Source organism: Magnetospirillum moscoviense, from assembly GCF_001650635.1.
GTDB lineage: Bacteria > Pseudomonadota > Alphaproteobacteria > Rhodospirillales > Magnetospirillaceae > Magnetospirillum > Magnetospirillum moscoviense.
The window spans coordinates 1-23,203 of record NZ_LWQU01000127.1 but is presented as its reverse complement, the minus strand read 5'-3'; the positions used below and the strand labels follow the sequence as shown (position 1 = coordinate 23,203).

The 23,203-nt window shown below is 64.8% G+C and carries 30 protein-coding genes; 15 read left to right on the top strand and 15 right to left on the bottom strand.

Going from position 1 to position 23,203, the window contains the following annotated elements; genetic code table 11:
• Positions 1-22 precede the first annotated feature (22 nt).
• Both A6A05_RS07615 and A6A05_RS07610 read left to right on the top strand, forming a co-directional pair.
• Positions 23-622 carry a tetratricopeptide repeat protein gene (locus A6A05_RS07615; protein WP_156520948.1) on the top strand — a complete coding sequence of 200 codons (600 nt, stop codon included), beginning with the start codon at positions 23-25 and terminating at the stop codon, positions 620-622.
• 104 nt (positions 623-726) lie between these two features.
• Entirely contained in the window at positions 727-1,416 is a 690-nt protein-coding gene (locus tag A6A05_RS07610; RefSeq protein WP_068499056.1) for a methyltransferase domain-containing protein, read from the top strand.
• Positions 1,417-1,543: 127 nt separating this feature from the next.
• On the opposite strand, the gene A6A05_RS07605 is transcribed toward A6A05_RS07610, so the two are convergent.
• The 11 genes from A6A05_RS07605 to A6A05_RS07555 all read right to left on the bottom strand — a co-directional run bounded on the left by A6A05_RS07605 (position 1,544) and on the right by A6A05_RS07555 (position 10,158).
• Positions 1,544-3,697, bottom strand: coding sequence for an ATP-binding protein (locus tag A6A05_RS07605; RefSeq protein WP_068499054.1), 2,154 nt, complete (start codon positions 3,695-3,697; stop codon positions 1,544-1,546).
• Positions 3,679-4,911, bottom strand: a complete 1,233-nt coding sequence (locus tag A6A05_RS07600; protein WP_068499052.1) for a vWA domain-containing protein — start codon at positions 4,909-4,911, stop codon at positions 3,679-3,681. The genes A6A05_RS07605 and A6A05_RS07600 overlap by 19 nt, the downstream gene beginning before the upstream one ends.
• Positions 4,911-5,753, bottom strand: a complete 843-nt coding sequence (locus A6A05_RS07595) for an AAA family ATPase (protein WP_068499050.1) — start codon at positions 5,751-5,753, stop codon at positions 4,911-4,913. Before A6A05_RS07595 ends, A6A05_RS07600 begins: the two co-directional genes overlap by 1 nt.
• A gap of 58 nt (positions 5,754-5,811) precedes the next feature.
• On the bottom strand, positions 5,812-6,246 hold the full coding sequence (locus A6A05_RS07590) for a CBS domain-containing protein (RefSeq protein ID WP_068499106.1): 435 nt from the start codon (positions 6,244-6,246) through the stop codon (positions 5,812-5,814).
• 332 nt (positions 6,247-6,578) lie between these two features.
• The gene (locus A6A05_RS07585; protein ID WP_068499049.1) at positions 6,579-6,932 is read right to left on the bottom strand and encodes a phasin family protein; all 354 of its coding nucleotides are present in this window, start codon (positions 6,930-6,932) and stop codon (positions 6,579-6,581) included.
• A gap of 237 nt (positions 6,933-7,169) precedes the next feature.
• Entirely contained in the window at positions 7,170-7,601 is a 432-nt protein-coding gene (locus A6A05_RS07580) for a CBS domain-containing protein (RefSeq protein ID WP_068499104.1), read from the bottom strand.
• A 208-nt stretch (positions 7,602-7,809) separates the two neighbouring features.
• On the bottom strand, positions 7,810-8,355 hold the full coding sequence (locus A6A05_RS07575; RefSeq protein WP_068499048.1) for an Hsp20/alpha crystallin family protein: 546 nt from the start codon (positions 8,353-8,355) through the stop codon (positions 7,810-7,812).
• Between the two features lie 125 nt (positions 8,356-8,480).
• Positions 8,481-9,257, bottom strand: coding sequence for a flagellar type III secretion system pore protein FliP (fliP, locus tag A6A05_RS07570; RefSeq protein ID WP_082910782.1), 777 nt, complete (start codon positions 9,255-9,257; stop codon positions 8,481-8,483).
• The gene (locus tag A6A05_RS07565; RefSeq protein WP_068499045.1) at positions 9,254-9,544 is read right to left on the bottom strand and encodes a FliO/MopB family protein; all 291 of its coding nucleotides are present in this window, start codon (positions 9,542-9,544) and stop codon (positions 9,254-9,256) included. The genes fliP and A6A05_RS07565 overlap by 4 nt, the downstream gene beginning before the upstream one ends.
• Complete coding sequence (locus A6A05_RS07560) at positions 9,545-9,808, bottom strand: hypothetical protein (protein ID WP_068499044.1); 264 nt, start codon at positions 9,806-9,808, stop codon at positions 9,545-9,547.
• The gene (locus A6A05_RS07555; protein ID WP_068499042.1) at positions 9,805-10,158 is read right to left on the bottom strand and encodes an EscU/YscU/HrcU family type III secretion system export apparatus switch protein; all 354 of its coding nucleotides are present in this window, start codon (positions 10,156-10,158) and stop codon (positions 9,805-9,807) included. Before A6A05_RS07555 ends, A6A05_RS07560 begins: the two co-directional genes overlap by 4 nt.
• Before the next feature lie 195 nt (positions 10,159-10,353).
• Here A6A05_RS07555 and A6A05_RS07550 point away from each other — a divergent pair, with 195 nt between their 5' ends.
• From A6A05_RS07550 to recA, 8 genes are all read left to right on the top strand, one after another.
• Complete coding sequence (locus A6A05_RS07550; protein ID WP_068499039.1) at positions 10,354-10,752, top strand: flagellar basal body protein; 399 nt, start codon at positions 10,354-10,356, stop codon at positions 10,750-10,752.
• 17 nt (positions 10,753-10,769) lie between these two features.
• The gene (flgC, locus tag A6A05_RS07545) at positions 10,770-11,183 is read left to right on the top strand and encodes a flagellar basal body rod protein FlgC (RefSeq protein WP_068499037.1); all 414 of its coding nucleotides are present in this window, start codon (positions 10,770-10,772) and stop codon (positions 11,181-11,183) included.
• 19 nt (positions 11,184-11,202) lie between these two features.
• Complete coding sequence (gene fliE, locus A6A05_RS07540) at positions 11,203-11,520, top strand: flagellar hook-basal body complex protein FliE (RefSeq protein ID WP_068499035.1); 318 nt, start codon at positions 11,203-11,205, stop codon at positions 11,518-11,520.
• A gap of 16 nt (positions 11,521-11,536) precedes the next feature.
• Positions 11,537-11,806, top strand: coding sequence for a flagellar biosynthesis protein FliQ (gene fliQ, locus A6A05_RS07535; RefSeq protein WP_068499033.1), 270 nt, complete (start codon positions 11,537-11,539; stop codon positions 11,804-11,806).
• Positions 11,807-11,821: 15 nt separating this feature from the next.
• Positions 11,822-12,586, top strand: coding sequence for a flagellar biosynthetic protein FliR (fliR, locus tag A6A05_RS07530; protein WP_068499031.1), 765 nt, complete (start codon positions 11,822-11,824; stop codon positions 12,584-12,586).
• Between the two features lie 3 nt (positions 12,587-12,589).
• On the top strand, positions 12,590-13,651 hold the full coding sequence (gene flhB, locus A6A05_RS07525; protein WP_068499028.1) for a flagellar biosynthesis protein FlhB: 1,062 nt from the start codon (positions 12,590-12,592) through the stop codon (positions 13,649-13,651).
• Positions 13,641-16,046, top strand: coding sequence for a hybrid sensor histidine kinase/response regulator (locus A6A05_RS07520; protein WP_068499026.1), 2,406 nt, complete (start codon positions 13,641-13,643; stop codon positions 16,044-16,046). The genes flhB and A6A05_RS07520 overlap by 11 nt, the downstream gene beginning before the upstream one ends.
• A 207-nt stretch (positions 16,047-16,253) precedes the next feature.
• The gene (gene recA / locus A6A05_RS07515) at positions 16,254-17,330 is read left to right on the top strand and encodes a recombinase RecA (protein WP_068499023.1); all 1,077 of its coding nucleotides are present in this window, start codon (positions 16,254-16,256) and stop codon (positions 17,328-17,330) included.
• A gap of 81 nt (positions 17,331-17,411) precedes the next feature.
• Here the strand turns inward: recA and A6A05_RS07510 are convergent, their stop codons facing one another.
• Entirely contained in the window at positions 17,412-17,759 is a 348-nt protein-coding gene (locus tag A6A05_RS07510; RefSeq protein WP_068499022.1) for a hypothetical protein, read from the bottom strand.
• A gap of 252 nt (positions 17,760-18,011) precedes the next feature.
• On the opposite strand from A6A05_RS07510, the gene purU reads away from it, so the two are divergent.
• Together purU and A6A05_RS21475 are read left to right on the top strand one after the other, a co-directional pair.
• Positions 18,012-18,872, top strand: coding sequence for a formyltetrahydrofolate deformylase (gene purU / locus A6A05_RS07505; protein WP_068499020.1), 861 nt, complete (start codon positions 18,012-18,014; stop codon positions 18,870-18,872).
• A gap of 22 nt (positions 18,873-18,894) precedes the next feature.
• A complete protein-coding gene (locus tag A6A05_RS21475) occupies positions 18,895-19,455 on the top strand; it encodes a hypothetical protein (RefSeq protein ID WP_068499018.1) in 561 nt (186 codons plus the stop codon).
• Positions 19,456-19,458: 3 nt separating this feature from the next.
• On the opposite strand, the gene A6A05_RS07495 is transcribed toward A6A05_RS21475, so the two are convergent.
• On the bottom strand, positions 19,459-20,064 hold the full coding sequence (locus A6A05_RS07495) for a FecR family protein (RefSeq protein ID WP_082910781.1): 606 nt from the start codon (positions 20,062-20,064) through the stop codon (positions 19,459-19,461).
• 189 nt (positions 20,065-20,253) lie between these two features.
• Here A6A05_RS07495 and A6A05_RS07490 point away from each other — a divergent pair, with 189 nt between their 5' ends.
• Positions 20,254-20,619 (top strand): response regulator, encoded by a 366-nt coding sequence (locus A6A05_RS07490; RefSeq protein ID WP_068499013.1) that lies wholly within the window; start codon positions 20,254-20,256, stop codon positions 20,617-20,619.
• Positions 20,620-20,697: 78 nt separating this feature from the next.
• Here A6A05_RS07490 and rpmG read toward each other — a convergent pair whose 3' ends face one another.
• Both rpmG and A6A05_RS07480 read right to left on the bottom strand, forming a co-directional pair.
• Entirely contained in the window at positions 20,698-20,865 is a 168-nt protein-coding gene (gene rpmG, locus A6A05_RS07485) for a 50S ribosomal protein L33 (protein ID WP_068499100.1), read from the bottom strand.
• Between the two features lie 73 nt (positions 20,866-20,938).
• A complete protein-coding gene (locus tag A6A05_RS07480; RefSeq protein ID WP_068499011.1) occupies positions 20,939-21,697 on the bottom strand; it encodes a tRNA1(Val) (adenine(37)-N6)-methyltransferase in 759 nt (252 codons plus the stop codon).
• Positions 21,698-21,809: 112 nt separating this feature from the next.
• Here A6A05_RS07480 and A6A05_RS07475 point away from each other — a divergent pair, with 112 nt between their 5' ends.
• Positions 21,810-22,829 carry a polyprenyl synthetase family protein gene (locus tag A6A05_RS07475; RefSeq protein WP_068499098.1) on the top strand — a complete coding sequence of 340 codons (1,020 nt, stop codon included), beginning with the start codon at positions 21,810-21,812 and terminating at the stop codon, positions 22,827-22,829.
• Between the two features lie 68 nt (positions 22,830-22,897).
• Positions 22,898-23,131: a hypothetical protein gene (locus A6A05_RS07470; protein ID WP_068499009.1), complete on the top strand. Its 234-nt coding sequence runs from the start codon at positions 22,898-22,900 to the stop codon at positions 23,129-23,131.
• Positions 23,132-23,203: the final 72 nt, after the last annotated feature.

Sequence of the window (23,203 nt, the reverse complement as noted above, 5' to 3'; positions counted from 1 at the left end):
GCCTTTTCTGATGGAGCCCGAGATGACCGACGCCAGCCCCGACCAGACGATGATTCTGGACGCCCTTGAACAAGGCCTGGCGCTGCGCCGGGCCGGAGTTTCCGACGGCGCGCTGGAGGTGCTGAGCCTGATCGTCGATCATTTCCAGGATTCCGAGGACCCCGCCCATTTCGAGGCGGTCAGCCGGGCGATGATGGGCCGCGCCATGGCCCTGATCGACAGCGAGGCGGAAGACGAGGCCTTAGAGGCGCTGGACATTCTGCTGAGCCGCGTGCGCGGCCATGCCGGCCTGGTGTTCCGCGAACTGCGTATCGTCGCCGCTTACGAAGCGGCGCAGCTGTTGGGCGCGCGCGACGAGCACGCCCAGGCCGCCGACGGCTTCGCCTTCGCCATCGACCAGGCCCAGGGCGACGAGCCGGCGGCGATCGTGCACATCCTGGCCGCCGCCCATGTCAAGCTGGCGGTGGCCCAATTGTACCAGGACCAGGTCGAGGCGACATTCGCCACCCTGGACCGGCTGGCCGAACGCTGGCCCGACAGCGCCGACCCGGCGATCCGCCACTGGGTCGAGGAGGGCGTCAAGATGCGGGAAGCCCTGGGCGAGGCCCTGGCCGGGAAATAGATGAAACCATCCGCTTAAGATAGCTAGCGGTAATCACCTATATCGCGAAAGACCAGACTCTTGTTACGGTCTTGCTCAACTTCCTTAGGGATTTGGGGGGCGTCTTGGGCTGGCTTGATTTCTGGAACCAGGACAATTCCATCTACGTCAATCGCCGCCATCTCGAGGCGCATTACCGGACCTTGCTGGCGCGGGTCAGGCCGTTGCTGCCGTCGCACGACTTCACCTTGCTTGATTACGGCTGCGGCGACGCGCTGATGGCGAACGACATCGCCGCCCAGGGCGGTTCCGTGCTTCTGTATGACGCTGCCCCCTTCCGCCGCGAGGTGCTCAATCGGCGCCATGCCGGGTCCGACCGCATCAAGGTGCTGGATGATTGCCAGTTGGACGGTTTGGCGCCCGGCACTTGCGACATCGTCTTGATGGTGTCGGTCCTGCAATATATTCCGCGCGCTGAACTGCCGGCCCTGCTGCACCGGCTGGCCCCGCTGCTATCGCCCGGGGGCCGACTGATCCTGGGCGACGTCATCTCGCCCGACGGCTCTGTGCTCAAGGACGTGTCAGCGATGCTGCGCTTCGCCGCCGCCAACGGCTTTCTGGTCGGCGCCCTGTTCGGTCTGGTCCGCACCACCTTTTCCGAATACGGCCTGCTGCGGCGGCGGTTCGGGCTGACCGCCTATGGCAAGGACGAGTTGGTGGCGCTGCTGCGCCAGTCGGGCTGGCAAGCCGAAGTGCTGCACCACAATCTGGGTTTCGACGACAATCGCTGGTCGCTGGCAGCGCGGCCGTCGTAAGGTTTTTCGCCGTCGAGCCGATTCCGTTCGAACGAAATCGGCTCTAGGCTTTGTCTGTACGGCCCGTGCCGGGCCCGCTCAGCGCCGCGCAGGCTTGGCGCACTTTCCGATCTGACCGGGTCATGCTCTAACTGGCGATCACCCGCGCCGCTGGCAGGCGGACGGTGACGGTGGTGCCGCGCCCCGGTTCGCTGTCGATGGCGATAGAGCCGCCATGGGTCTCGACGATGCCGCGCACCAGGGCCAGGCCCAGGCCGGTACCCTCGGTCGGGCTGGTGACGTTGCGCCCGACCTGACCGAACGGTTCCATTGCCCGCGGGATGTCCTCGGGCGCCATGCCGATGCCGGTGTCGGCCACGGTTAGCGCGATTCCCTGCTTGGCGTCGAAACCGACTGCCACCGTCACGGTGCCCTCGGATGGGGTGAACTTGACCGCGTTGCTGATCAAGTTGATCAGGACCTGCTTCAGACGGCGTGGATCGCCCATCACCACCAGTTCGGTCGCCGGCAACCGGACGTCCATGGTAACGGCCCCGGCATCGGCCCGGCCCCGCAACAGCTTGACGGCGGAGACGACTACCTGGCCCAGGCTGACCGGCTCCTCGGCCAGGTCCATCCGGCCGGCCTCGATCTTGGCCAGATCCAGGATATCGGTGATCAGTTCCAGCAGGTGGGTGCCGGACTCGACGATGTCTTGGGCATATTCGCGGTATTTGGGCACCAGCGGCCCGAACATTTCCAGCCGCATGGTCTCACCGAAACCGATCACCGCGTTCAGAGGCGTACGCAACTCGTGGCTCATGTTGGCCAGGAAGTCGCTTTTGGCGCGGCTGGCTTGCTCGGCCTGGTCTCGGGCGCGTTCCAGGGCACGGCGGGACCGGGCCTGGGCCGACACGTCGCGCACCACCGCCACCACCTGCCGGGCCGCGCCGCTGCCCAGCGGGGCCAGGAAGGTTTCGGTCGGCAGCAGCATGCCATCCTCGCGGCGAAGCTCGCCGGTGACGGTGACCGGACGCCCGGGCTGCAGCGCCGACCATGTCTGATAAAGGCGCTCGCGGTCGGCGCTCGGCACCAGGGCGAACACGTCCATCGCCAGCAGGGCCTTGCGACTGAAGCCGGTCAGGCGGCAGGCGGCCGTGTTGGCATCGACGAAGTTTCCAGAAAGGTCTTGCACCAAGATGGCGTCGGGGGACTGGTCGAATAGGTCGCGGAAACGGGCCTCGCGCTGGTCGAGTTCGTCCAGCAGATCGTCGAAGGCATGGGCGATCTGGTTCAATTCGCCGAAGGCCCGCACCGAACCGGCCCGGGCCTGGCGATTGCCGCCCTGGACCTCGCGGATCACCGCCAGCAGCCGGGCGGTCGGCGCGAAAACCAATTGGCGGCCAGCCACCATCAGGACCACCACCATGGTTCCGGCGACCAAAGCCATGGCACCGACAACCAGCAGAAAGAAGTCGCGGATCGGACCGACCACCACGTCCTCGGGAACGCTGACCGCGACGAACAAGTCGGGAATGGACCGACTGAGCCGGTCGAAGGCAAGGATGCGGCCCCGGCCGTCCTCGCCCTCGGCAAAAAGCACACCCGAGCGGCCTTCCCGCACCGCGCGGGCCAGGGCCTCGACCGGCGCCGGCACGCCGATCCTGGCATTGCCGCCCTGGGCATGACGCACCGCGCCCGATTGATCAAGGATCAGCATGTGCGCGCTGGCGGGCAGGACGTTGCCGATCAAAGGACGTTTCGACCACGGGAATTCGCGCACGCCGACCAGGATGGCGCCGCCTTTTCCGCCCTGATCCTCGATCGGCATGGCGATCGGCAGGGACAACCCCCTGTCGGCCGAGACAAGATACGGTCCGACCGCCGGCTGGCCACTTTGCCGCACCGAGAACACCACTGGCAGTCGGGTCATCCAGCCGATATCCCCGCCGTGCCCGGCGGCGCACAGCACCGAGCCATTGGCCCGAATCACCACCAGCCCCTCGATGTCATAGCCCTCGCGGACGACGCGCGACAGGTGCACCGAGCAGCGTTCGGCGTCGAGATCATCTTCGGCGACCAGCGACGCCAACACCACTCGCGTCGATTCAAGGGCGGTATCGTGCAGTTCGGTCACCATCCGCACCAGATTGGCGACGTTGGCCTGGGCCATGTCATGGCGGGCGTCGCGGGCCATCACCGCCACCACCAGGATCGCCACCCCCATCATCGCCGGGGCCACCCCCAGCAGCACCAGCGCCAGCAGGCGGTCCTTGAGGTTGCCTAGGGCCGAGGCCGCCATGCCCCGCCTCCCCCCGCCGCCGCGCCCTTGTTCAACTCGCGCATCGCCTGGTCCAACCCGTCCAGGGTCAGCGGATACATCCTGCCCCCCATCATGCGCTGCAACAGCTGGGTCGATTCGGTCCAGCCCCACATGCGCTCGGCCGCCGGGTTCAGCCACACCGCATTGGGCCAGTTGGCGAGCACGCGCTCGAGCCACACCTGGCCGGGCTCTTCGTTCCATTCCTCGACGGCGGCACCCGGCACGGTGATTTCCCACGGGCTCATGGCGGCGTCGCCGACGATCACCAGCTTCCAGTCGTGGGGATAGGTGTGCAGCACGTCCAGGGTCGAGACCCTTTCGTCCCAGCGCCGCTCGTTGTCGCGCCACAGATGGCCGTAAGGGCAATTGTGGAAGTAGTAATGCTCGAGATGCTTGAACTCGGACCGGGCCGCCGAGAACAATTCCTCGCAGGCGGCGACGTGGGCGTCCATCGAGCCGCCGACATCAAGCAGCAGCAGCACCTTGATCTTGTTGTGCCGCTCGGGCCGGAAGCGGACATCCAGCATGCCGGCCTGGCGGGCGGTGTGGGTGATGGTCTGGTCGAGATCCAGCTCGGTGGCCGCCCCTTCGCGGGCGAAGCGGCGCAGGCGCCGAAGGGCCAGGCGGAAATTGCGGGTCCCCAGTTCCAGCCCGTCATCGAGATTCTTGAAGTCGCGGCGATCCCACACCTTGACCGCGCGGTTGTGGCGGTTGGTCGGCTGGCCGATGCGCACCCCGGCCGGATTATAGCCGAACGCCCCGAACGGCGAGGTGCCGCCGGTGCCGATCCATTTGCTGCCGCCCTGGTGCCGCTCGTTCTGCTCGGTCAGGCGCTTCTTCAGCATCTCCATCAGTTCGTCGAAGCCGCCGGCCGCCTTGATGGCGGCCATCTCCTCGGGGCTCAGCAGCTTTTCCGCCAGGGCGCGCAGCCATTCGTCGGGAATCTCGGCGGCGACGCCGTCCCCGGCTTGGGCACCCTCGCCGACGATGCCGTCGAACACCCGGCCGAACACCTGGTCGAACTTGTCGAGATTGCGTTCGTCCTTCACCAGCGCGGCGCGGGCCAGATAGTAGAAGGTTTCCGGGCTATGGCCGGCGACACCCCGGTCCAAGGCGTCCAGCAGCGTCAGATATTCCCGCAAGGATACGGGAACCTTGGCCGCCTTCAGCTCGAGAAACAGGTCAAGGAACATTAGCCCCCGCGTCGATGCATGAACGCCAGGCGTTCGAACAGATGGACATCCTGCTCGTTCTTCAGCAACGCGCCATGCAGGCGCGGGATCAAGGTCTTGGCATCCTTGGCGCGCAGATCCTCGGGGGCCAGATCCTCGGCGACCAGCAGCTTGATCCAGTCCAGCAGTTCCGACGTCGACGGCTTCTTCTTCAAGCCCGGCACGTCGCGCAACTCGAAGAAGATGGTCAGCGCCTCGTGCAGCAGGTTGGCCTTGATGCCGGGGAAGTGAACTCCGACGATGCGCTCCATGGTCTCGCGGTCGGGAAAGCGGATGTAGTGGAAGAAACAGCGGCGCAGGAAGGCGTCGGGCAGTTCCTTCTCGTTGTTCGAGGTGATGATGACCAAAGGCCGCCGTGCCGCCTTGACCACCTGCTGCGTCTCGTAGACATGGAATTCCATGCGGTCGAGTTCCAGCAGCAGGTCGTTGGGAAACTCGATGTCGGCCTTGTCGATCTCGTCGATCAGCAAGATCGGCGTGGCCTCGGCCTCGAAGGCTTCCCACAGCTTGCCGCGCACGATGTAGTTGGAGATGTCGTGGACCCGGGCGTCACCCAGCTGGGAATCGCGCAGCCGAGCCACCGCGTCATATTCGTAAAGACCCTGCTGGGCCTTGGTGGTCGACTTGATGTGCCAGGCGATCAGCGGCCGGTTCAACGCCTTGGCGACTTCCTGGGCCAAGACGGTCTTGCCGGTCCCGGGCTCGCCCTTGATCAGCAAGGGGCGCTCCAGCGCCAGCGCGGCGTTGACCGCGACCATCAGGTCGTCGGTGGCGATGTAGGTGTCGGTTCCCTTGAATGTCATCGGCTTACGGCCTCCTCGCACGAACTGTGCGCGACGAGGCCGCCGATGGCAAGATAGGTTAAGCGGACGCAGCCAAAGCGAAGTCGCGCAGCACCGCCGCTTCCAACTGTTTTTCCGCCAACCGACGCTCGACCACGTCGCCGATCGAAATCATGCCGATGATGGTGTCGTCGCGCACCACTGGCAGGTGGCGGATGCGCCGGGTGTTCATCACGTCCATCACATCCTTGACGCGATCCTTGGGGGTGCAGGTCACCACCGGGCTGGACATCAGCGCCTTGACCGGCATGGTCAGCGCCTTGCCGCCATGGCTGACCAGGCCACGGACGATGTCGCGCTCGGACAACACGCCGACACAGGCCTGCCCGTCACACACCATCGCGGCGCCAATGCGCCGGTTGTGCAGGACCTGGGCGGCTTCGGCCACCGTATGGTCGGGACGCACCGAAAAGACGTCTCCGCCTTTGTACTTTAGAATTCTCTCAACAGTCATGAACGCCTCCCTGCTTGGCGGCTTCATCGTCCGCGCAAGAAAAAGGCTAGCGCATGCTGCAGCGCAATTTAAAGGATAATGAGTCGTTACTTATAAAATAGTATCGTGATGTAGGAATATTGCTGCCCGGGTGAGTACCGGCCACCCGCCCGACCGGGTGGAATCTGGCACTCAGATTTGAATTATTGGAAAGAAAAGGGAGGAATTTCGAAAAAAACGCCCGACCTCGGGGGGAGAGGTCGGGCGTTCATTGAGCGGTCGGAACCGGGAGGGAGGAGGGACCCGGTTCCGACCGGCTGGCGCGCCACCCGAAGGCGACTGCGCGAGTCTTGTTACGCGGCCTGCTTGACCAGCGACTGGAAGGCGGCAACGCGGGCGTTGATCGGCTCCAGGGCGGCGGTCACGACGGTCTGGGTCAGCTCGGCGAACTTGCGGCTGTCCGAGATGGCGATCTCGACCGACTCGCGGGCCAGCTTGCCCTGCAGGTCGAAGAACTCGGCCGGGGTCTTGACGGCGAACAGCGCCTTCATGACGGCGTCGGCCTTCTCGGTCGAGGTGGCGACATAGGCCTGCGAGGCCTTGGCCAGCTCTTCGAAGCCCTTCATGGCGACGGTGCTGCTCTTGACCACCGCGTCGGCGTTTTCCTTGCCCAGCGAAACGAACTTGTCGAAACCATCGATCTTCATGGCGAAACCCTTTCTATCGGCACCCGATCACCCCCACGGCGACCGTTGTGCAATGCAACATAGGCACACCATACCGATCCCGACCGAATTTTCCAACACTTTTTTTGCACTGCACCATTTTTTCTCGCACCTGCAACAAACTGGGCGCGGCGCCTGTTGAAACGATCAGGGCGCCGCACGCTATAAAATAAACAGGGCGCCGCCCTTGCGGACGGCGCCCCATGGTCTTAACCGAAATCAGCGGGTCGCGGCGAAATCGCGCAGGACCGCGGTTTCCATCTGCGCCTCGTGCAGGCGGAAATTGACGGCGTCGCCGATCGAGATCATGCCGACCAGTTCCTCGCCTTCCAGCACCGGAAGGTGGCGGATGCGGCGCTCGGTCATCACTTCCATCACCTTCTTGATGGAATCGGCCGGAGCACAGGTCACCACCGGGCTGGTCATGATGTTGCGAACCGGCATTTCCAGCAGGCCCTTACCGTATTGGGTGATCCCCGAGACGATATCGCGTTCGGACACCACCCCCATCAGGCGCCCCTTGGCGTCGCAGACGATGGCGACGCCGACCCGCTTCGAGGCCATCAAAGCGGCCGCCTCGGACACCGAATGCTCCGGTCGGATGGTGAAGATGTTATGACCCTTGGTCTTCAGAATGGCTTCGACGGACATCTGTCCCCCCTTCTTCTTGGTATTCTCGACGGCACCGGACGCCATCGCGTCCATGCCAGCATGGGCCGGGCGAATTTGAAATTCAACACCGATTCGATCCCACACCCGAAGACAAGAACCCCTCCCGCCCGACTATTGCCGGGGCGGGAGGGGGCCTTGCCAAGCGGCCTGCTGTTGGGGGGGCGAATGCCGCCTGGCAAGAGGGAACTCAGTGCGGCTTGACCGCGATCTTGCGATCGCGGCCAGCGGCTTTTTCTTGCTTGGGAACGGTGACTATCAGAATACCCTTGGCGAATTCGGCGCCGATCCCTTTGGCGTCGGCATCCTCGGGCAGGCGGAACGAGCGCTCGAACGTGCCGAAGCCGCGCTCGGAAATCTGGACAGATTCCGCATCCTCGGAACGCTCGACCGTCTTTTCACCATGGATCATCAAGACACCGTCCTTGACGGTGACATCGACATCCTGGGCCTCCAGCCCCGGCAGTTCCGTGGTGATCTGGTAGCAATCGGCCAGTTCCCTGATGTCAACGCTGGGAACCGGCTCGTCGAAGCCCTGGGCCGGCCGGCACAGCCAGGAATCGAGCTCGTGCAGGGCACGGCCGAAAGCGGTCTGAGACGAGCCGCCGAAGGCGGCCGGAAAGAACCCTTCGAACAAGCGATCGACCTCGCCGTGCCAGCCTTGAAGCGGTTGGCGGGGCGGGGCCTCGACCGAACTGTCGGACCTGGGTGGACGCCGGATGACCCTGCTGGTCATGGCCCCCCTCCTCACTTCGATGGGCAAAGGCCGAAGACCGTTCGGCCTTTGGGGGCATTATACCACCCTTTGGCGTTCGAACCCCTTGTACTCAATGCATGCCAGACCCGCCGCAAATGGCGGGATCAGCCCGCGCCGAAGCTTTGCACCAGCGAGCCGACCACCATGAACCAGCCGTCCACCAGCACGAAGAAGATCAGCTTGAACGGCAGCGCGATCATCGCCGGCGGAATCATCATCATGCCCATGCTCATCAGCACCGAGGCGACCACCATGTCGATGACGATGAACGGCAGGAAGATCAGGAAGCCGATTTCAAAGGCCCGGCGCAATTCGCTGATCATGAAGGCCGGGACCAGCACCTTCAACGGCACGTCCTCGGGCTTGGTCACCTGCTGGGTCCGCGACAGGTTCATGAACAATTGCACGTCCTGTTCGCGGGCCAAGCGGGTCATGAACGTATGAAACGGCTTGGCGGTACGGTCGAACGCCTCGACCTCGTCCAGCTGGCCGTCGATATAGGGCTGCACCCCCTGGTTCCACGCTTGCTCGAAAGTGGGCGCCATCACGAACATGGTCAGGAACATGGCCAGGCTCATCATCACCATGTTGGGCGGGCTTTGCATGGTGCCCAACGCCTGACGCAGGAAGCCCAGGACGATGACGATGCGGGTGAACGAGGTCACCATCATCAGAATCGACGGCGCCACCGACAAAACGGTGGTCAGGGCCAGCAATTGCAGGACCCGCAGCGTCGTGCTGTTGGGGTTGTTGCCGCCGCCGCCGGCACCCAGGTCCAGGGAGAATTGCTGGGCCAGCGCCGGATCGGCGAAGGTGCCCCCCAGACCCACGGCGCCAATGGTCGCCACGGTGAAAATCAGGGCTCGGCGAGCCATCCTCATGCCTTGTCCTCCTGGGCCGCGGGCGCGACCCGGCTTTCGATCAGCATATCGTTGCCGCCGCCCACCAGCAGCAAATGTTCGGTGTCGTCGCGACGAATCAGGACCAGCCGGCGCCGGCCGTCCAAAGCCGCGGTCTCGACCACCCCCAGGCGCCGCTTGGCGCCGGCGCGCACCACCATGCCGGCCGGACCGAACCGGCGCAATGCCCACAGCAACGCCAGCATCAGCCCGACGACGAAAGCCAGCGCGGCGACGAAGCGCAAATAGGACGCGGCGTCGAGCTCCATTCAGCCAGCTCCCAGGTCGGCCGGCGGCGGGTCCATCCGCTCGCCAATCGCCTCGGCCAGGCGGTCAAGGTCGGACAGCAGCTTCTCGACCAGCGGCAACAAGGTGCGGCCGTCCTCACGCGCCATCTCGGCGATGCCGGCACAGATTCCCTGAACCTTCCCCTCGAGCGCCGCCAGGTCGACCATGGTGCCGCCGACCAGCAGGCGCCTGGCCGCCGTCACCAGCGACACCGCCTTTTCCAGTTCCTCGCGCACGTCGGTCATGCGGTCTCTCCGTTGGAGATGGGCGACACTTGGCCGTTGGCCCGATAGACATAGGCTAAAATCTCGGCCACGGCGGCAAAGGCTTCCAGCGGGATCACCGTGTCGATTTCCACCGCCGCCAGCACCTGGGCCAGGTCGGGATCGGTGCGGACCTTGACCCCGTGGGCGAAGGCCAGTTGCAGAATCTGTTCGGCGATGGCGCCCTTGCCCGACGCCACCACCTTGGGCGCGTCGGATTCGGCGGGATCGTAGGAAAGCGCCACGGCAACGGTCCGCCCGCCCGCCGGTCCCACCGGCAGGGAAGCCTCGGCCTCGGCCCGTTCGTCCCAGAGGTCGTGCCCCTGTCCCATGCTGTCTTCGTTCCCGATTGAGCTGTCGCGCCACCAGGGCGTATCTTGTCGTCCGAGTCTGTCCGCGCGCGCTTAAAGAACGGTTAAGTGCTTGATCGCGAATCGGATTCACCCTTTGTTAAAGGGGTTGGTCCGACAATAGCCAATGGTTTTAGACCGCCCGCCCGCGCGGGTTCTCGTTGGGAATGGCCGTCGATGTTCGATAAACTGACCCTGGTTTCGCTGACCAAAGGCCGCATGGACTGGATCGCCAAGCGCCAGGAAGTGCTGGCCGAGAACATCGCCAACGCCAACACCCCCAAATACGTGCCGCGCGACCTGAAGGAATGGAACTTCAAGGACGTCCTGGGCCAAAGCGTGCCGTCAGTGGGCATCAAGGCCACGGACGCCCGCCATATCGCACCGCCGATGCAGGACCCGACCAAGGTGGTCTCGGCCAAGAAGGTGTTCGAATCCTCGGCCGACGGCAACGCCGTGGTCCTGGAAGAACAGATGGCCAAGATGGGCCAGGCCAAGTCTTCCTACGAAGTGGCCGCCGGCCTGTTCGAGAAGCAATTCAAGTTGCTGCGCACCGCCCTGTCCAAGGGTCAGTAAGCCGGAGCCCGCGAACCATGGACGAACTGCAAAAAGCCACGCGCATCGCCACCTCGGGCATGAAGGCCCAGGCCGAACGGCTGCGGGTGATCTCGGAGAACCTGGCCAACGCCGATTCCCTGGCCCAGACCCCCGATGGCAGCCCCTATCGCCGCAAGGTGGTGTCGTTCAAGAGCGAACTGGACCGGGCCAATGGCGTCACCGGGGTCAAGGTCGCCAAGGTCCGCCCCGACTCGGCCGAGTTCCTGCGCCGTTTCGACCCCAAGCACCCGGCCGCCGACCGCGACGGCTATGTGCTGGCCCCCAACGTCAATCCGCTGATCGAGATGATGGACATGCGCGAGGCCCAGCGCTCGTACGAAGCCAACATGGCCGTCATCAACTCGTCGCGCCAGATGCTGTCGCGCACCGTCGAACTGCTGCGCCAGTAGCCACCAGGGAATCTAGACCATGACCCGCATTTCCGACGCTTTGAATGCCTACGCCGCCTTCTCCAAGCCCTTGGGCGACGGAGGGATGGAAGCCCGCGATGCTCCGGCGCCGATGCCCGGCAGCGATTTCTCCAGCGTGCTGAAGGATGCCGCCAAGGTCGCGGTCGGCGCCTTGAAGGAAGGCGAGCAGGCCTCGGCTGCGGCCATCGCCGGCAAGGCCGACATCCGCGAGGTGGTGGCCGCCGTCGCCAACGCCCAGATGACCTTGGACACCGTCGTCACGGTGCGCGACAAGGTGATCAACGCCTATAATGAAATCATGCGCATGCCGATCTGATCGCCGGTCGCCATCCATGACCGAAGCCGACCTGATCGACGTCGCCCGAGAAACCATCATGACCCTGGTGATCGTGGCCGCGCCGCCTTTGCTGACTGGGCTGGTAATCGGCTTGGCCATCTCGATCATCCAGACCATCACCCAGATCCAGGAAATGACCCTGACCTTCGTGCCAAAGGTCCTGCTGGTGTTCGGGTCGCTGATCTTGTTCTTCCCCTTCATGCTCAACACCATGAACGAATTCTGGAAGACCATCCTCGACCGCGTCATTGCCGGCGGCAATTGAACGAAGAGGGGCCGGGTGCTCAACGACATCCTGACGTTCGACATCTACCGTTTCTTCATGATCTTCTCGCGCCTCGGCGCGGCGATGATGATGCTGCCGGGTTTCTCGGGGAAGATGATCCCGGCGCGGGTCAAGATCCTGCTGGCCCTGGCCATGACCCTGCTGCTGCTGCCCTTGGCCGGAGGCATGTACCCGCCCAGGCCGCGTGACCTGGGAGCGTTGCTGCTGATGATCGGCTCGGAAGCGCTGATCGGCATCTATATCGGCACCGTGACCCAGGTGCTGATGAGCGCGCTGCACGTGGCCGGTACCTTCATCGGCACCCAGATCGGACTGACCAACGCCTTTTCCTTCGATTTCGTCGCCGAACAGCAAAGTGCGACCCTGACCGCGCTGTTGACCAACATGGCGCTGGTGGCGATCTTCGCCACCGACCTGCATCACCTGATGATCCAGGCGATGTTCGATTCCTACGGTACCTTTCAGCCAGGCCAGGCGATGCCGCTGGGCGATTTCACCGAGACGCTGTCGCACCTGATGTCTGAAAGTTTCGGCTTTGCCGTCAAGCTGTCGGCGCCGATCCTGGCCTTCGGCCTGTTTTTCTATGTGGCGCTGGGTCTGATGAGCCGCCTGTCGCCGCAGATCCAGGTGTTCTTCGTCGCCCTGCCGCTGCAGTTGCTGGGCGGGCTGTGGATGCTGATGGTGGCCATCCCGTTGATGATCTTCCTGTTCCTGCGCTGGTTCGAGGCCGGCCTTCTGCCCTTCATCGGCGGGACTTGAGCGATGTCCGACGACAAGACAGAAGAACCAACAGGCAAACGCCTATCCGACGCCCGCGAAGAGGGCAATATCGCGCAAACCACCGAGGCCAAGAGCTTGGCCTCGCTGGTCGCGGCGCTGATCATCATCGGCTATCTGGCGCCGGGCATGGCCTCGGACCTCAAGGCCTCGCTGATCCCGTTCCTGGAACGCCCGCAAGACATCGCGCTGGACCGTACCGCCATCCCCACCCTGATGGTCACGCTGGGCCTGGCGATGGGCAAGGTCCTTTTGGTGCCGATGGCCGTGGTGGTGGTTTTGGGGATCGCCGTCCAGGTGGCCCAGACCAAGGGCTTCATGTGGATCGGCAAGAACATGATCCCCAAGTTCAGCAAGCTCAGCCCGATGGAAGGGGTCAAGCGGCTGTTCGCCGCCAACCAGTTGGTCGAGTTCGTCAAGCAGCTGTTCAAGCTGATCGTGCTGGGCATCGTGCTGGGCTGGATGATCTGGAAAAGCGTCAAGGAGTTCGAGAACCTGGCCGACCTCGACCTGATGGCGCTCATGGAATACATCCATGACAAGGTCTATTGGATGATCTTCGTCACCGTCCTGATGATGGCCGCGCTGGCCCTGGCCGACTATCTGTTCCAGTACTGGCGCTGGATGGAAAAGATGAAGATGTCCAAGCAGGAGGTGAAGGACGAACACAAGAACCAGGAAGGCGACCCGCAGATCAAGGCTCGCCTGCGGTCCTTGCGCATGCAGCGCGCCAGAAAGCGCATGATGGCGGCGGTGCCGATGTCCGACGTCATCGTCACCAACCCGACCCACTATGCCGTGGCGCTGAAATACGATGCCGAGGCGATGAACGCGCCGGTGCTGGTGGCCAAGGGTGCCGACCTGGTGGCCAAGCGCATCCGCGACCTGGGCACCGAGCACGACGTCCCCATCGTCGAGAACCCGCCCCTGGCGCGTGCGCTTTACGCCACGGTCGAACTGGACCAGGAAGTCCCACCCGAGCATTATAAGGCGGTCGCCGAAGTCATCGGCTACGTCATGCGTCTGAAGGGCAACATTGCACACTGATCGCACCACCGGCGGGCTACCGTGGGTCCTGGCGGCTTCGACGCTGGGCGCGGCCGGCCTGGTCGCCGCCGAGGGCGGCCTGCTGACCGTGGCCGCCACCTCGGCGGCCTTGGTGGCCTGCGCCTCGGCCTGGGTGCTGGCCCGGCGCTGGGATCAGGCCCGGGCAGCTGCCGGTCATGTCGATCATCTGGCCGGCGCCCTGGAATCGGAAACCCGCGCCTGCGTGCTGGTCCACCGCGACGGCGAGGAAATTCACCGCAACAAAGCGGCGCGGCGCCTGCTGGGGCCGGCCCAGCGCCCGCTGGCGCCATTGCTGGACCGCGCCGCCAGCGACGACCGCGCCCTGACCGAACTGGAACGGCTGGAAGCCGCGGCGGCCGTCGGTGCCGCCCGCAAGACCGAAATCGCCCTGACCGCCCCTGACGGATCGCGGGAATGGCTGTCGGCCGAGGTCCGCCCGGCCGGCCGCGATGCCGTGGTGTGGTTCGTCGAGGACGTCACCGCCCGACGCGCCATCGAGGAAACACTTCGGCGCGAGAATGAGTGGCTGGCCGATTTCGTCGATTTCCTGCCGGTCGGCTGTTATTCGGCCGATTCCGACGGCATCATCCGCTCGGCCAACCACCGCCTGGCCGAGTGGCTGGGCGGCACGCCGTCGGAACTGATCGGTCACAGCCTGGAAGATGTGCTGGGCAGCGTGCCCGACCCGGAAGAGGAACGGGTCGAACTGCGCCTGATGGGGCGCGGCGGCGAGGTGTTCCAGGCCATGGTCGCCCACACGGTGTTCGACGATGGCGGCGAGATCCGCACCCGCTCGGTGGTGGTGCGCGACATGGTGCCCGAACATCAATGGGAGCGCGCGCTGCGCGCCGCCGAACGCCGCTTCCGCTGGCTGTTCGACGACGCCCCCGTCGGCATTGCCCTGGTCGAGCTGGATGGCTCGATCGGCACCTGCAACCTGGCCCTTCAATCGATGCTGGGCATCGACCATGACGGCATCAGCGGCCGGGCGCTCACCGCCATCATCGCCGAGGACCACCGAAACGGCGCAGCCGAGCAATTGGCCAAGGTGCTGCAGGGCTCGGTCACCGGCACCCATCTGGAGGTCCGCCTGAAAGGCAAGCGCGAGCTGATCGCCCAGCTTTTCGTCAGCCCGACTCACGAGGACGGCGCCATCTCGGGCCTGATCGTCCATTTCATCGACGCCACCGACCAAAGGAACCTGGAAGTCCAGTTCGCCCAAAGCCAGAAGATGCAGGCCATGGGCCAGTTGGCCGGCGGCGTCGCCCACGATTTCAACAATCTGCTGACCGCCATGATCGGCTTTTGCGACCTGCTGCTGCAGCGCCACGGGGCCGGCGACCCCAGCTTCGCCGACATCATGCAGATCAAGCAGAACGCCAACCGCGCCGCCTCGCTGGTGCGCCAATTGCTGGCCTTCTCGCGCCGCCAAGCCCTGCAGCCGCGCCTGCTGAACGTCACCGACGCCCTGGCCGACCTGCACAACCTGCTGCGCCGCCTGCTGGGCGAGACCATCGAGCTGAAGATGGTGCACGGCCGCCAACTGGGCCTGGTCCGCGTCGATCCCGGCCAGTTCGACCAGGTCATCATCAATCTGGCGGTCAATGCCCGCGACGCCATGCCCGGCGGCGGCACGCTGACCATCCGCACCGGCATCGCCACCTTCGACACCCCCATCCAGCGCGGGCCGGAAACCATGCCGGCCGGCGATTACGTCCGGATCGAGGTGGTCGATACCGGCACCGGCATCCCCAAGGAACACCTAAGCCGCATTTTCGAGCCGTTCTTCTCGACCAAGGAAGTCGGTGCCGGCACCGGGCTGGGACTGTCCACCGTCTATGGCATCTTGCGCCAGACCGACGGCTTCGTGGTGGTGGAAAGCGAGATCGGCCAAGGGGCGGCCTTCTCGATCTACCTGCCGCGCATCGAGGCCGAGCCGGCCCATGAAACCAAAAGGCCGGCTAGCCCCGCCGCCGCCGATTCAGACACCTCGACCACCGACCTGACCGGATCGGGCACCATCTTGCTGGTCGAGGACGAGGACGCGGTACGGATGTTCGCCGGGCGCGCCCTCAAAAACAAGGGCTACAAGGTGCTGGAAGCCCGCTCGGGCGAGCAGGCGCTGGACGTGCTCAGGGCCGAGGATGCCATCGACGTGCTGATCTCGGACGTGGTGATGCCCGGCATGGACGGCGTCACCCTGGCCAAGCTGGTGGCGATGGAACGACCGACCATCCGCATCATCTTGATTTCCGGCTATTCCGAAGACGTCGCCAGGAACGGCATCGACCCCGATTCCGGCGTCACCTTCCTGCCCAAGCCGTTCTCGCTGAAGCAGCTGGCCGGCGCGGTCAAACAGGTGATGGAAGGCTGAGCCGCACGCTTTTTTATGGCGGCCAGAGTCCTCCACTCCCCCGACCAAAGCGCTCGGGCATGGAAAATTCCAGAACCCCACGCGAACCAGACCGGAACAAATGCGAACATTCTTGTTGCGTTCCGGAACACATCGTGTACTGTGCCCCTTAACGAAGCTCGTGTTGCATCACCCGCCCGTCTCGGGATAGATGAAGGGGAAACTGCCATGTCGCAGACCGTATTGCGCCTCGTGGACAAGGACACCATGGACAAGCAAAAGGCATTGGAAGCCGCCGTCAGCCAGATCGAGCGGGCGTTCGGCAAGGGCTCCATCATGAAGATGGGCAGCCGCGACATCGTCGAGACCGAAGTGGTCTCGTCGGGGTCGCTGGGCCTGGATATCGGACTGGGCATCGGCGGCCTGCCGCGCGGGCGCATCGTCGAGATTTACGGGCCGGAAAGCTCGGGCAAGACCACACTGGCGCTGCATGTCATCGCCGAGGCGCAGAAGAAGGGCGGCGCCTGCGCCTTCATCGACGCCGAGCACGCGCTGGACCCGATCTACGCCCGCAAGCTGGGCGTCAATATCGACGAATTGCTGCTCAGCCAGCCCGACGCCGGCGAGCAGGCGCTGGAAATCGCCGACACCCTGGTCCGCTCGGGGGCGGTCGATGTGCTGGTGGTCGATTCGGTGGCGGCCCTGGTGCCGCGCGCCGAACTGGAAGGCGAGATGGGCGATTCCCATGTCGGCCTGCATGCCCGCCTGATGAGCCAGGCCTTGCGCAAGCTGACGGGTTCGGTGTCGAAGTCGAAGACCATCGTCATCTTCATCAACCAGATCCGCATGAAGATCGGCGTGATGTTCGGCAACCCCGAAACCACCACCGGCGGCAACGCCCTGAAGTTCTATGCCTCGGTGCGCCTGGAAATCCGCCGCGTCGGCGCCATCAAGGACCGTGACGAGGTGGTGGGCAACCAGACCCGTGTCAAGGTGGTGAAGAACAAGCTGGCCCCGCCGTTCAAGGTGGTCGATTTCGACATCATGTATGGCGAGGGCGTCTCGAAAAGCGGCGAATTGATCGATCTGGGCGTCAAGGCCGGGGTGGTCGAGAAGTCGGGCGCCTGGTTCAGCTACAACTCGACCCGCATCGGCCAGGGCCGCGAGAACGCCAAGCAGTTCATGCGCGACAATCCAGCCATGGCCGCCGAGATCGAGAACACCATCCGCGCCAATGCCGGCCTGGTCGCCGACGCCCTGTCGGGCGCCCCCGGCGACCTGGACGGGAACACCGTCGAGGAATAGGGGCGCGCGCCACCAACGACAACGGCGGGAAGGGTTGCCCCTTTCCGCCGTTTTTCGTTCAAGCCGGGGGAAGGTAAGGGCTCAGCCCTCTTCCTCGATGACGTCGCTGGCCGGCAGGATGGTGACGCCCGAACCGTCCTCGTCCTCGATCAGCACCACGTCGCCCTCGATGCGGTCTTCCGGCTTGGCCAGCTTGTTGAACCAATGCCACAGGAAGGCCACGGCGATGGTCTGATCGATCTGATCATCCTCCTCCATTTCGTCCTCGGCCATGGCCGAGACGTCGCGCAGGATTTCCAGCGAATCGTCGAACATCTCCTGCGGATCCGGGTCGTCCTCCATCACGTTGGAGATGACGTACTCGTATTCCTCGTCCGCCAGTTCGTACTTCCATTGGGCTGAACCGGACTTGTAATAGACGGTGATCATGCAGGCGTTCCTTGGGGGGTGAATGCGCTAGTGTACTGACACGGTCAAAAGGTACACTGACCTTTTGACCGTGTCAGTACACCATCCATTGATCTTGTGGGCCGATTCAGCCGACGAAGAACCACTCGTCGCCATCGGACCACTCGCCGACCTTGGGCCAAGCGCAAAAAAAAGGCAAGCGACGATCAGCATGCTTGGCGTAGCCCCCCCGCCTCGGCTATCAAGCAGTCGAAATCAGGAGTTCTGGGCCCCATGTCCGACAAGCCAACCTTCGTGCTGACCATCACCTGCCCCGACACCGTCGGCATCGTGGCCGCGGTCTCCGGCTTCCTGACCCAGCACGATTGCTTCATCACCGAGGCGGCGCAATTCGGCGACCCGCTGTCGCGGCGGTTCTTCATGCGCATCGTCTTCTCGTCGGGCGCGCTGACTCCGACCCGGCCCGAATTCGACAAGCTGTTCTCGCTGATCGCCGCCCGCTTCCAGATGATCTGGAACCTGAACGACCTGTCGCGCAAGCCCCGGGTGGTGATCCTGGTCTCGAAGTTCGGCCATTGCCTGGTCGACCTGCTGCACCGCTATCATACCGGCCAGTTGGGCATCGAGATTCCGGCGGTGATCTCGAACCACCAGGACATGCGCTCGATCGTCGAATGGCACGGCATCCCCTATCATTACCTGGCGGTCGACAAGCACGACAAGGCGGCGCAAGAGGCCCGTCTTTCCGAGGTGGTCGATCGTTCCGGCGCCGATCTGGTGGTGTTGGCCCGCTACATGCAGATCCTGTCGACCGACCTTTCGGCCAAGCTGTCCGGCCGGGCCATCAACATCCATCATTCGTTCCTGCCCAGCTTCAAGGGGGCCAAGCCCTACCACCAGGCCCATTCCAGGGGCGTCAAGATCATCGGCGCCACCGCCCACTACGTCACCGCCGACCTGGACGAAGGCCCGATCATCGAACAATCGGTCGAGCGGGTCGATCACACCCATACCCCGGAAGACCTGGTCGCCATCGGCCGCGACATCGAGAATCTGGTGTTGGCCCGTGCGGTGCGCTGGCACGTCGAACATCGGGTGCTGCTGAACGGATCAAAGACGGTGGTGTTCAAGTGACCAGCTCTGGTAAAGTCGCCCCATGAACCATACCGCGCTCAAATCCGCCGTCATTCTCGCCTGCCTGTCGGCCGCCATACCGGCGCGGGCATCCGACGACGTCCCGGAATTCCTGAAGGTCATCGGCAATTTCGTGAAGGACGGCTTGGGTCCGGCCCGCACCGCGGAAGACGTGATGCGCGAAGAGCGCGAGCGCACGGCGGCCCGCCCCGAGGCCAAACCGCGCGCCCAGCCCGAACCAGCACCCGTGGTCGCACAGCCCGCCCCGGCGGCGCCGACGCCGGAACCGATCGCCGCCCAGCAGCCGGTGCGGGTGGCGGCAATCGCCGCGCCGGTCGCCGCCACCGTAGCCCCGCCGCCGCCCCCGCCCCGCAAGACCGAGGTGTCGCTGCCGGCCCCGGTGCCGCCGCCGCCGGCCCGGCCGGCCGAGTTGAAGCCGAAGACCATCGCAGTGGCGCCGCAGCCGCCGGCCGAGCCCTTGACCACCCGCATCGCCGCCACCGCGACGTTGGACCAGGCGATGCGCCTGGGCGGTCCGGCCACCCTTTATTCCCAGCGCATCAAGCCGCCGGTCCGCAACTGATCGTCAGCGGAAGCTGACGCTGCCGAAGGCGCGGCCGACCTGCTGATCCGACCAGAGGGACGGTGCCTGTGGCGCCATGCCGGCAGCCTTGACCGCCGTCCCCTGCCCCGGCTGCGTCAGATCGACGGCACCGGCGGCGCTTTCCACTCGGATCATTCCGTCCAGCACCAGCACATCAAGCGGATTGTCCAGCGGCCCGCCCCAGAATTTGGTGCCGCGCACGCCGATGCTGGCAATCGGGGTGACCACCTTGAATGGACGCTCGGGCAGTTTGGCCACCGCACCGGTGGCGACCAGGAAGGCGCCCTGGTTGACCGCGAAGCGCGCAGTGCCGGTTCCGGCGGCGCCGTCGAACAGGAACTGGTCGACGATCACCTCGGCCTTCTCGCCCAGGGTCAACATGGTGCCATCGATGAAGCGAATCTCGAGCCGGGCGCCTGGTCCGGTGCGCAGGATCGCGCCGGCCGGGATGGTGGCGCCCTCGGCCAGGGCCAGGGCTCCGGCCTCGGCCGCACCTTGCAGGCGGGTGACGGTTCCCACCGGCGCCGCCTGGGCAAAATTCGTCAGATGCACAAAGATCACAAGGAGCAGGGCGAGGAAGCGGGGCACGAGACCCTCCTTCGGCTGGGGTTCCCTTTAGGTGTCGCCGCCGGGCGCCCGCTGTCAAGGTCCGCCATAATCGGCGACACAAGGCTTTGGTCGGGTTTGACAGCACTCAAGGAAACGGTGATGATGGCCGCGACGGGTACAGGGGGGCCGGACATCGTCTGTCCGTGCCGGGATTCGCCGAGAGGAAACATGCCAAAGACCGTGCTGATCGTTGAAGACAACGACCTGAACATGAAGTTGTTCAACGACCTCTTGCAGGCCAATGGATACGAGACCTTGCAGACCAAAGACGGTCGCGAGGCGCTGGGTCTGGCGCGCAAGCACAAGCCCGACCTGATCCTGATGGATATCCAGCTGCCCGAGATTTCCGGCCTGGAAATCACCCGCATGCTGAAGGAAGACCCCGACCTCAAGGCCATTCCGGTGATCGCCGTGACCGCCTTCGCCATGAAGGGCGACGAGGAGAAGATTCGGGAAGGCGGCTGCGAGGGCTATATCGCCAAGCCGATTTCGGTCACCAGCTTCCTGCAGACCGTCGCCAAGTTCCTGGCCTGACCGATCGCGGGGCGGACAAACGAAAACGCCCGCCGGGTTGCCCCGGCGGGCGTTTCATTTCAAGGCGAGCCCTGAAGCTTACTTGATCTTCGCTTCGTTGAACTCGACATGCTTGCGCACGACGGGGTCATACTTGCGGAACTTCAGCTTCTCGGTGGTCTTGCGCGGATTCTTCTTCGCCACATAAAAGTAGCCAGTGCCGGCAGAGCTGAGGAGCTTGATGAGGATGGTGGCAGGCTTGGCCATGACGAAAATCCCGAATTCGTTGGTGTCGTGATCGAAACACAGGCGGCGGAAGATACTGATCCGCCGGACAGAGTCAAGCGCTTCTTGCAATCGCCAGCGCGGCGCCGTGGCGCAACACCGCCTCGGCCTCGGCGGTATAGGCGCCGTCGGCGGTGTGCAACACCAGTCCCGGCGTCAGCTCCAGCGGCGTCTTGACGTCCTTGCGGGCGGTGACCACCACCCGGATCGCCGGCCGCCCCTCCCTGGGCCATAGCGGGATCACCTGGATCTCGCCCAGCTTCAGCACCTTCACCGCCGCCATGATGTCGCCCAGCCGGTCGGCGCGGTGCACCAGCGCCAGATGGCCGCGTGGCCGCAGCATTTTGACCGCGGCCCGCAGCCAGCTCTCCAGATCCAGCGCACGCTCGACATGGCCGATGCGCTTGCTGGCCACCGACGGCTCGGAAACCGTGCCGGCTTCGTACCATGGCGGATTGGTGATGATTGCGTCGAAGCCCTGGCCCTTCAGCAGGGCCGGGGGCTTGGCCAGGCACCCCTCGACCACCTGGAAGCGAGTGCCGAAGCCGTTGGCCTCGCCGTTGGCGCGGGCAAGGCCGGCCAGTTCGGGCTGCAATTCCAAGCCGGTAACCGTAATGCCGGGAAGACGGGACAGCAGGCACAATCCGGCGGCGCCGACGCCGCACCCCAGATCAAGGACTCGGCCTTCTGTGCGCAGCGGAACGGCAGCGGCCAGAAACACCGGGTCCGACCCGGCCCGGTAGCCCTGGCTGGGCTGGCGGATCACCACCCGTCCGCCCAGGAGATGGTCTTCTGTCGTGGCAAAATCGGTCATTTCAGGGCTCGCATGCCTGTTTCGCGGCCGATGTAAGCTTGACCGCCTTTCCACCGCAACAGTAAGTTCACCCCACGGACGGGGGCGTTCCGTGACCGAGGGAGTTTTCGACGTGGCGAAGGTGGTAAGTCTGGAAGAAGAGCGCGGCCGCAAGGCCAAGAGTTTCGATACGCTGGTCGCCCTGGTGAAGCAGGACCTGGAAAAGGTCAACACCACCATCGTCGATCGCATGCACAGCCCGGTCGAGTTGATCCCGCAACTGGCCGGCCACATCATCGCCTCGGGCGGCAAGCGCCTGCGCCCGGTCCTGACGCTGGCCTCGGCGCGCCTGGCCGGTCATACCGGCGACCGCCACATCAAGCTTGCGGCTTGCGTCGAATTCATCCACACCGCCACCTTGCTGCACGACGACGTCGTCGACGAGTCCGAATTGCGCCGCGGCCAGGCCTCGGCCAACGCCCTGTTCGGCAACAAGCCCAGCGTGCTGGTCGGCGACTTCCTGTTTTCGCGGGCCTTCGAGCTGATGGTCGAGGACGGCTCGCTGGCGGTGTTGGCCATCCTGTCTCGCGCGTCGTCGGTGATCGCCGAGGGCGAAGTGCTGCAATTGATGACCGCCAACGACACCGACACCACCGAGGATTCCTATCTCGAGGTCATCCGCTCGAAGACCGCCGCCCTGTTCGCCGCCGCCTGCCGCATCGGCGCGGTGGTGGCCGACCGCCCCAAGGTCGAGGAAGAGGCGTTGGAAAGCTATGGCCTGAATCTGGGTATTGCCTTCCAGTTGATCGACGACGTGCTGGATTACTCGGCCAAGCAGGCGGTGCTGGGCAAGACGGTCGGCGACGATTTCCGCGAGGGCAAGATCACCCTGCCGATCATCCTGGCCTTCCGGCGCGGCGACGAGGATCAGCGGGAATTCTGGCGCCGCACCGTCGAGCGGCTGGAACAGCAAGACGGCGACCTGGACCGCGCCATCACCCTGATGGAAAAGCACGGCAGCCTGGCCGACACCATCGCCCGGGCCCGCCATTACGGCGAGGTGGCGCGCGACGCCCTGGGCATCTTCCCCGACAGCGCCCTGAAGCAATCGCTGATCGACGTCATCGATTTCTGCATCGAGCGCGCCTACTGAGGGCGGTCCTCGGCATCGATTTTTCCGGCGCCGCCGATCAATGGCGACCCAAGGTTCCGCGTCCGACGGTGTGGATCGCCACGCTGGCGGATGACGCCATCCAGGATTTGCGTCCGGTTCAGGACCTCGCCGGAAGCGGGCCGCCGTTCCAGCGCCTTGCCGCCCTGCTGGGCCGGGGCGAGTTCACCGCCTGCGGCATCGATGCCCCCTTGTCGGTGCCCCGGTCGGTGATGCCGCCCGGCGGCCGCGCCGCGCTGGTGAAGGCGGTGGACGACCTGCCCCTGGACGGGCGCCCCTCATAGGCGTTAACATAGCCTGGACAGGCGGGCGTGAGCGTGATTCAAGATGGAATGACTCATCCATCATGCCCCCCT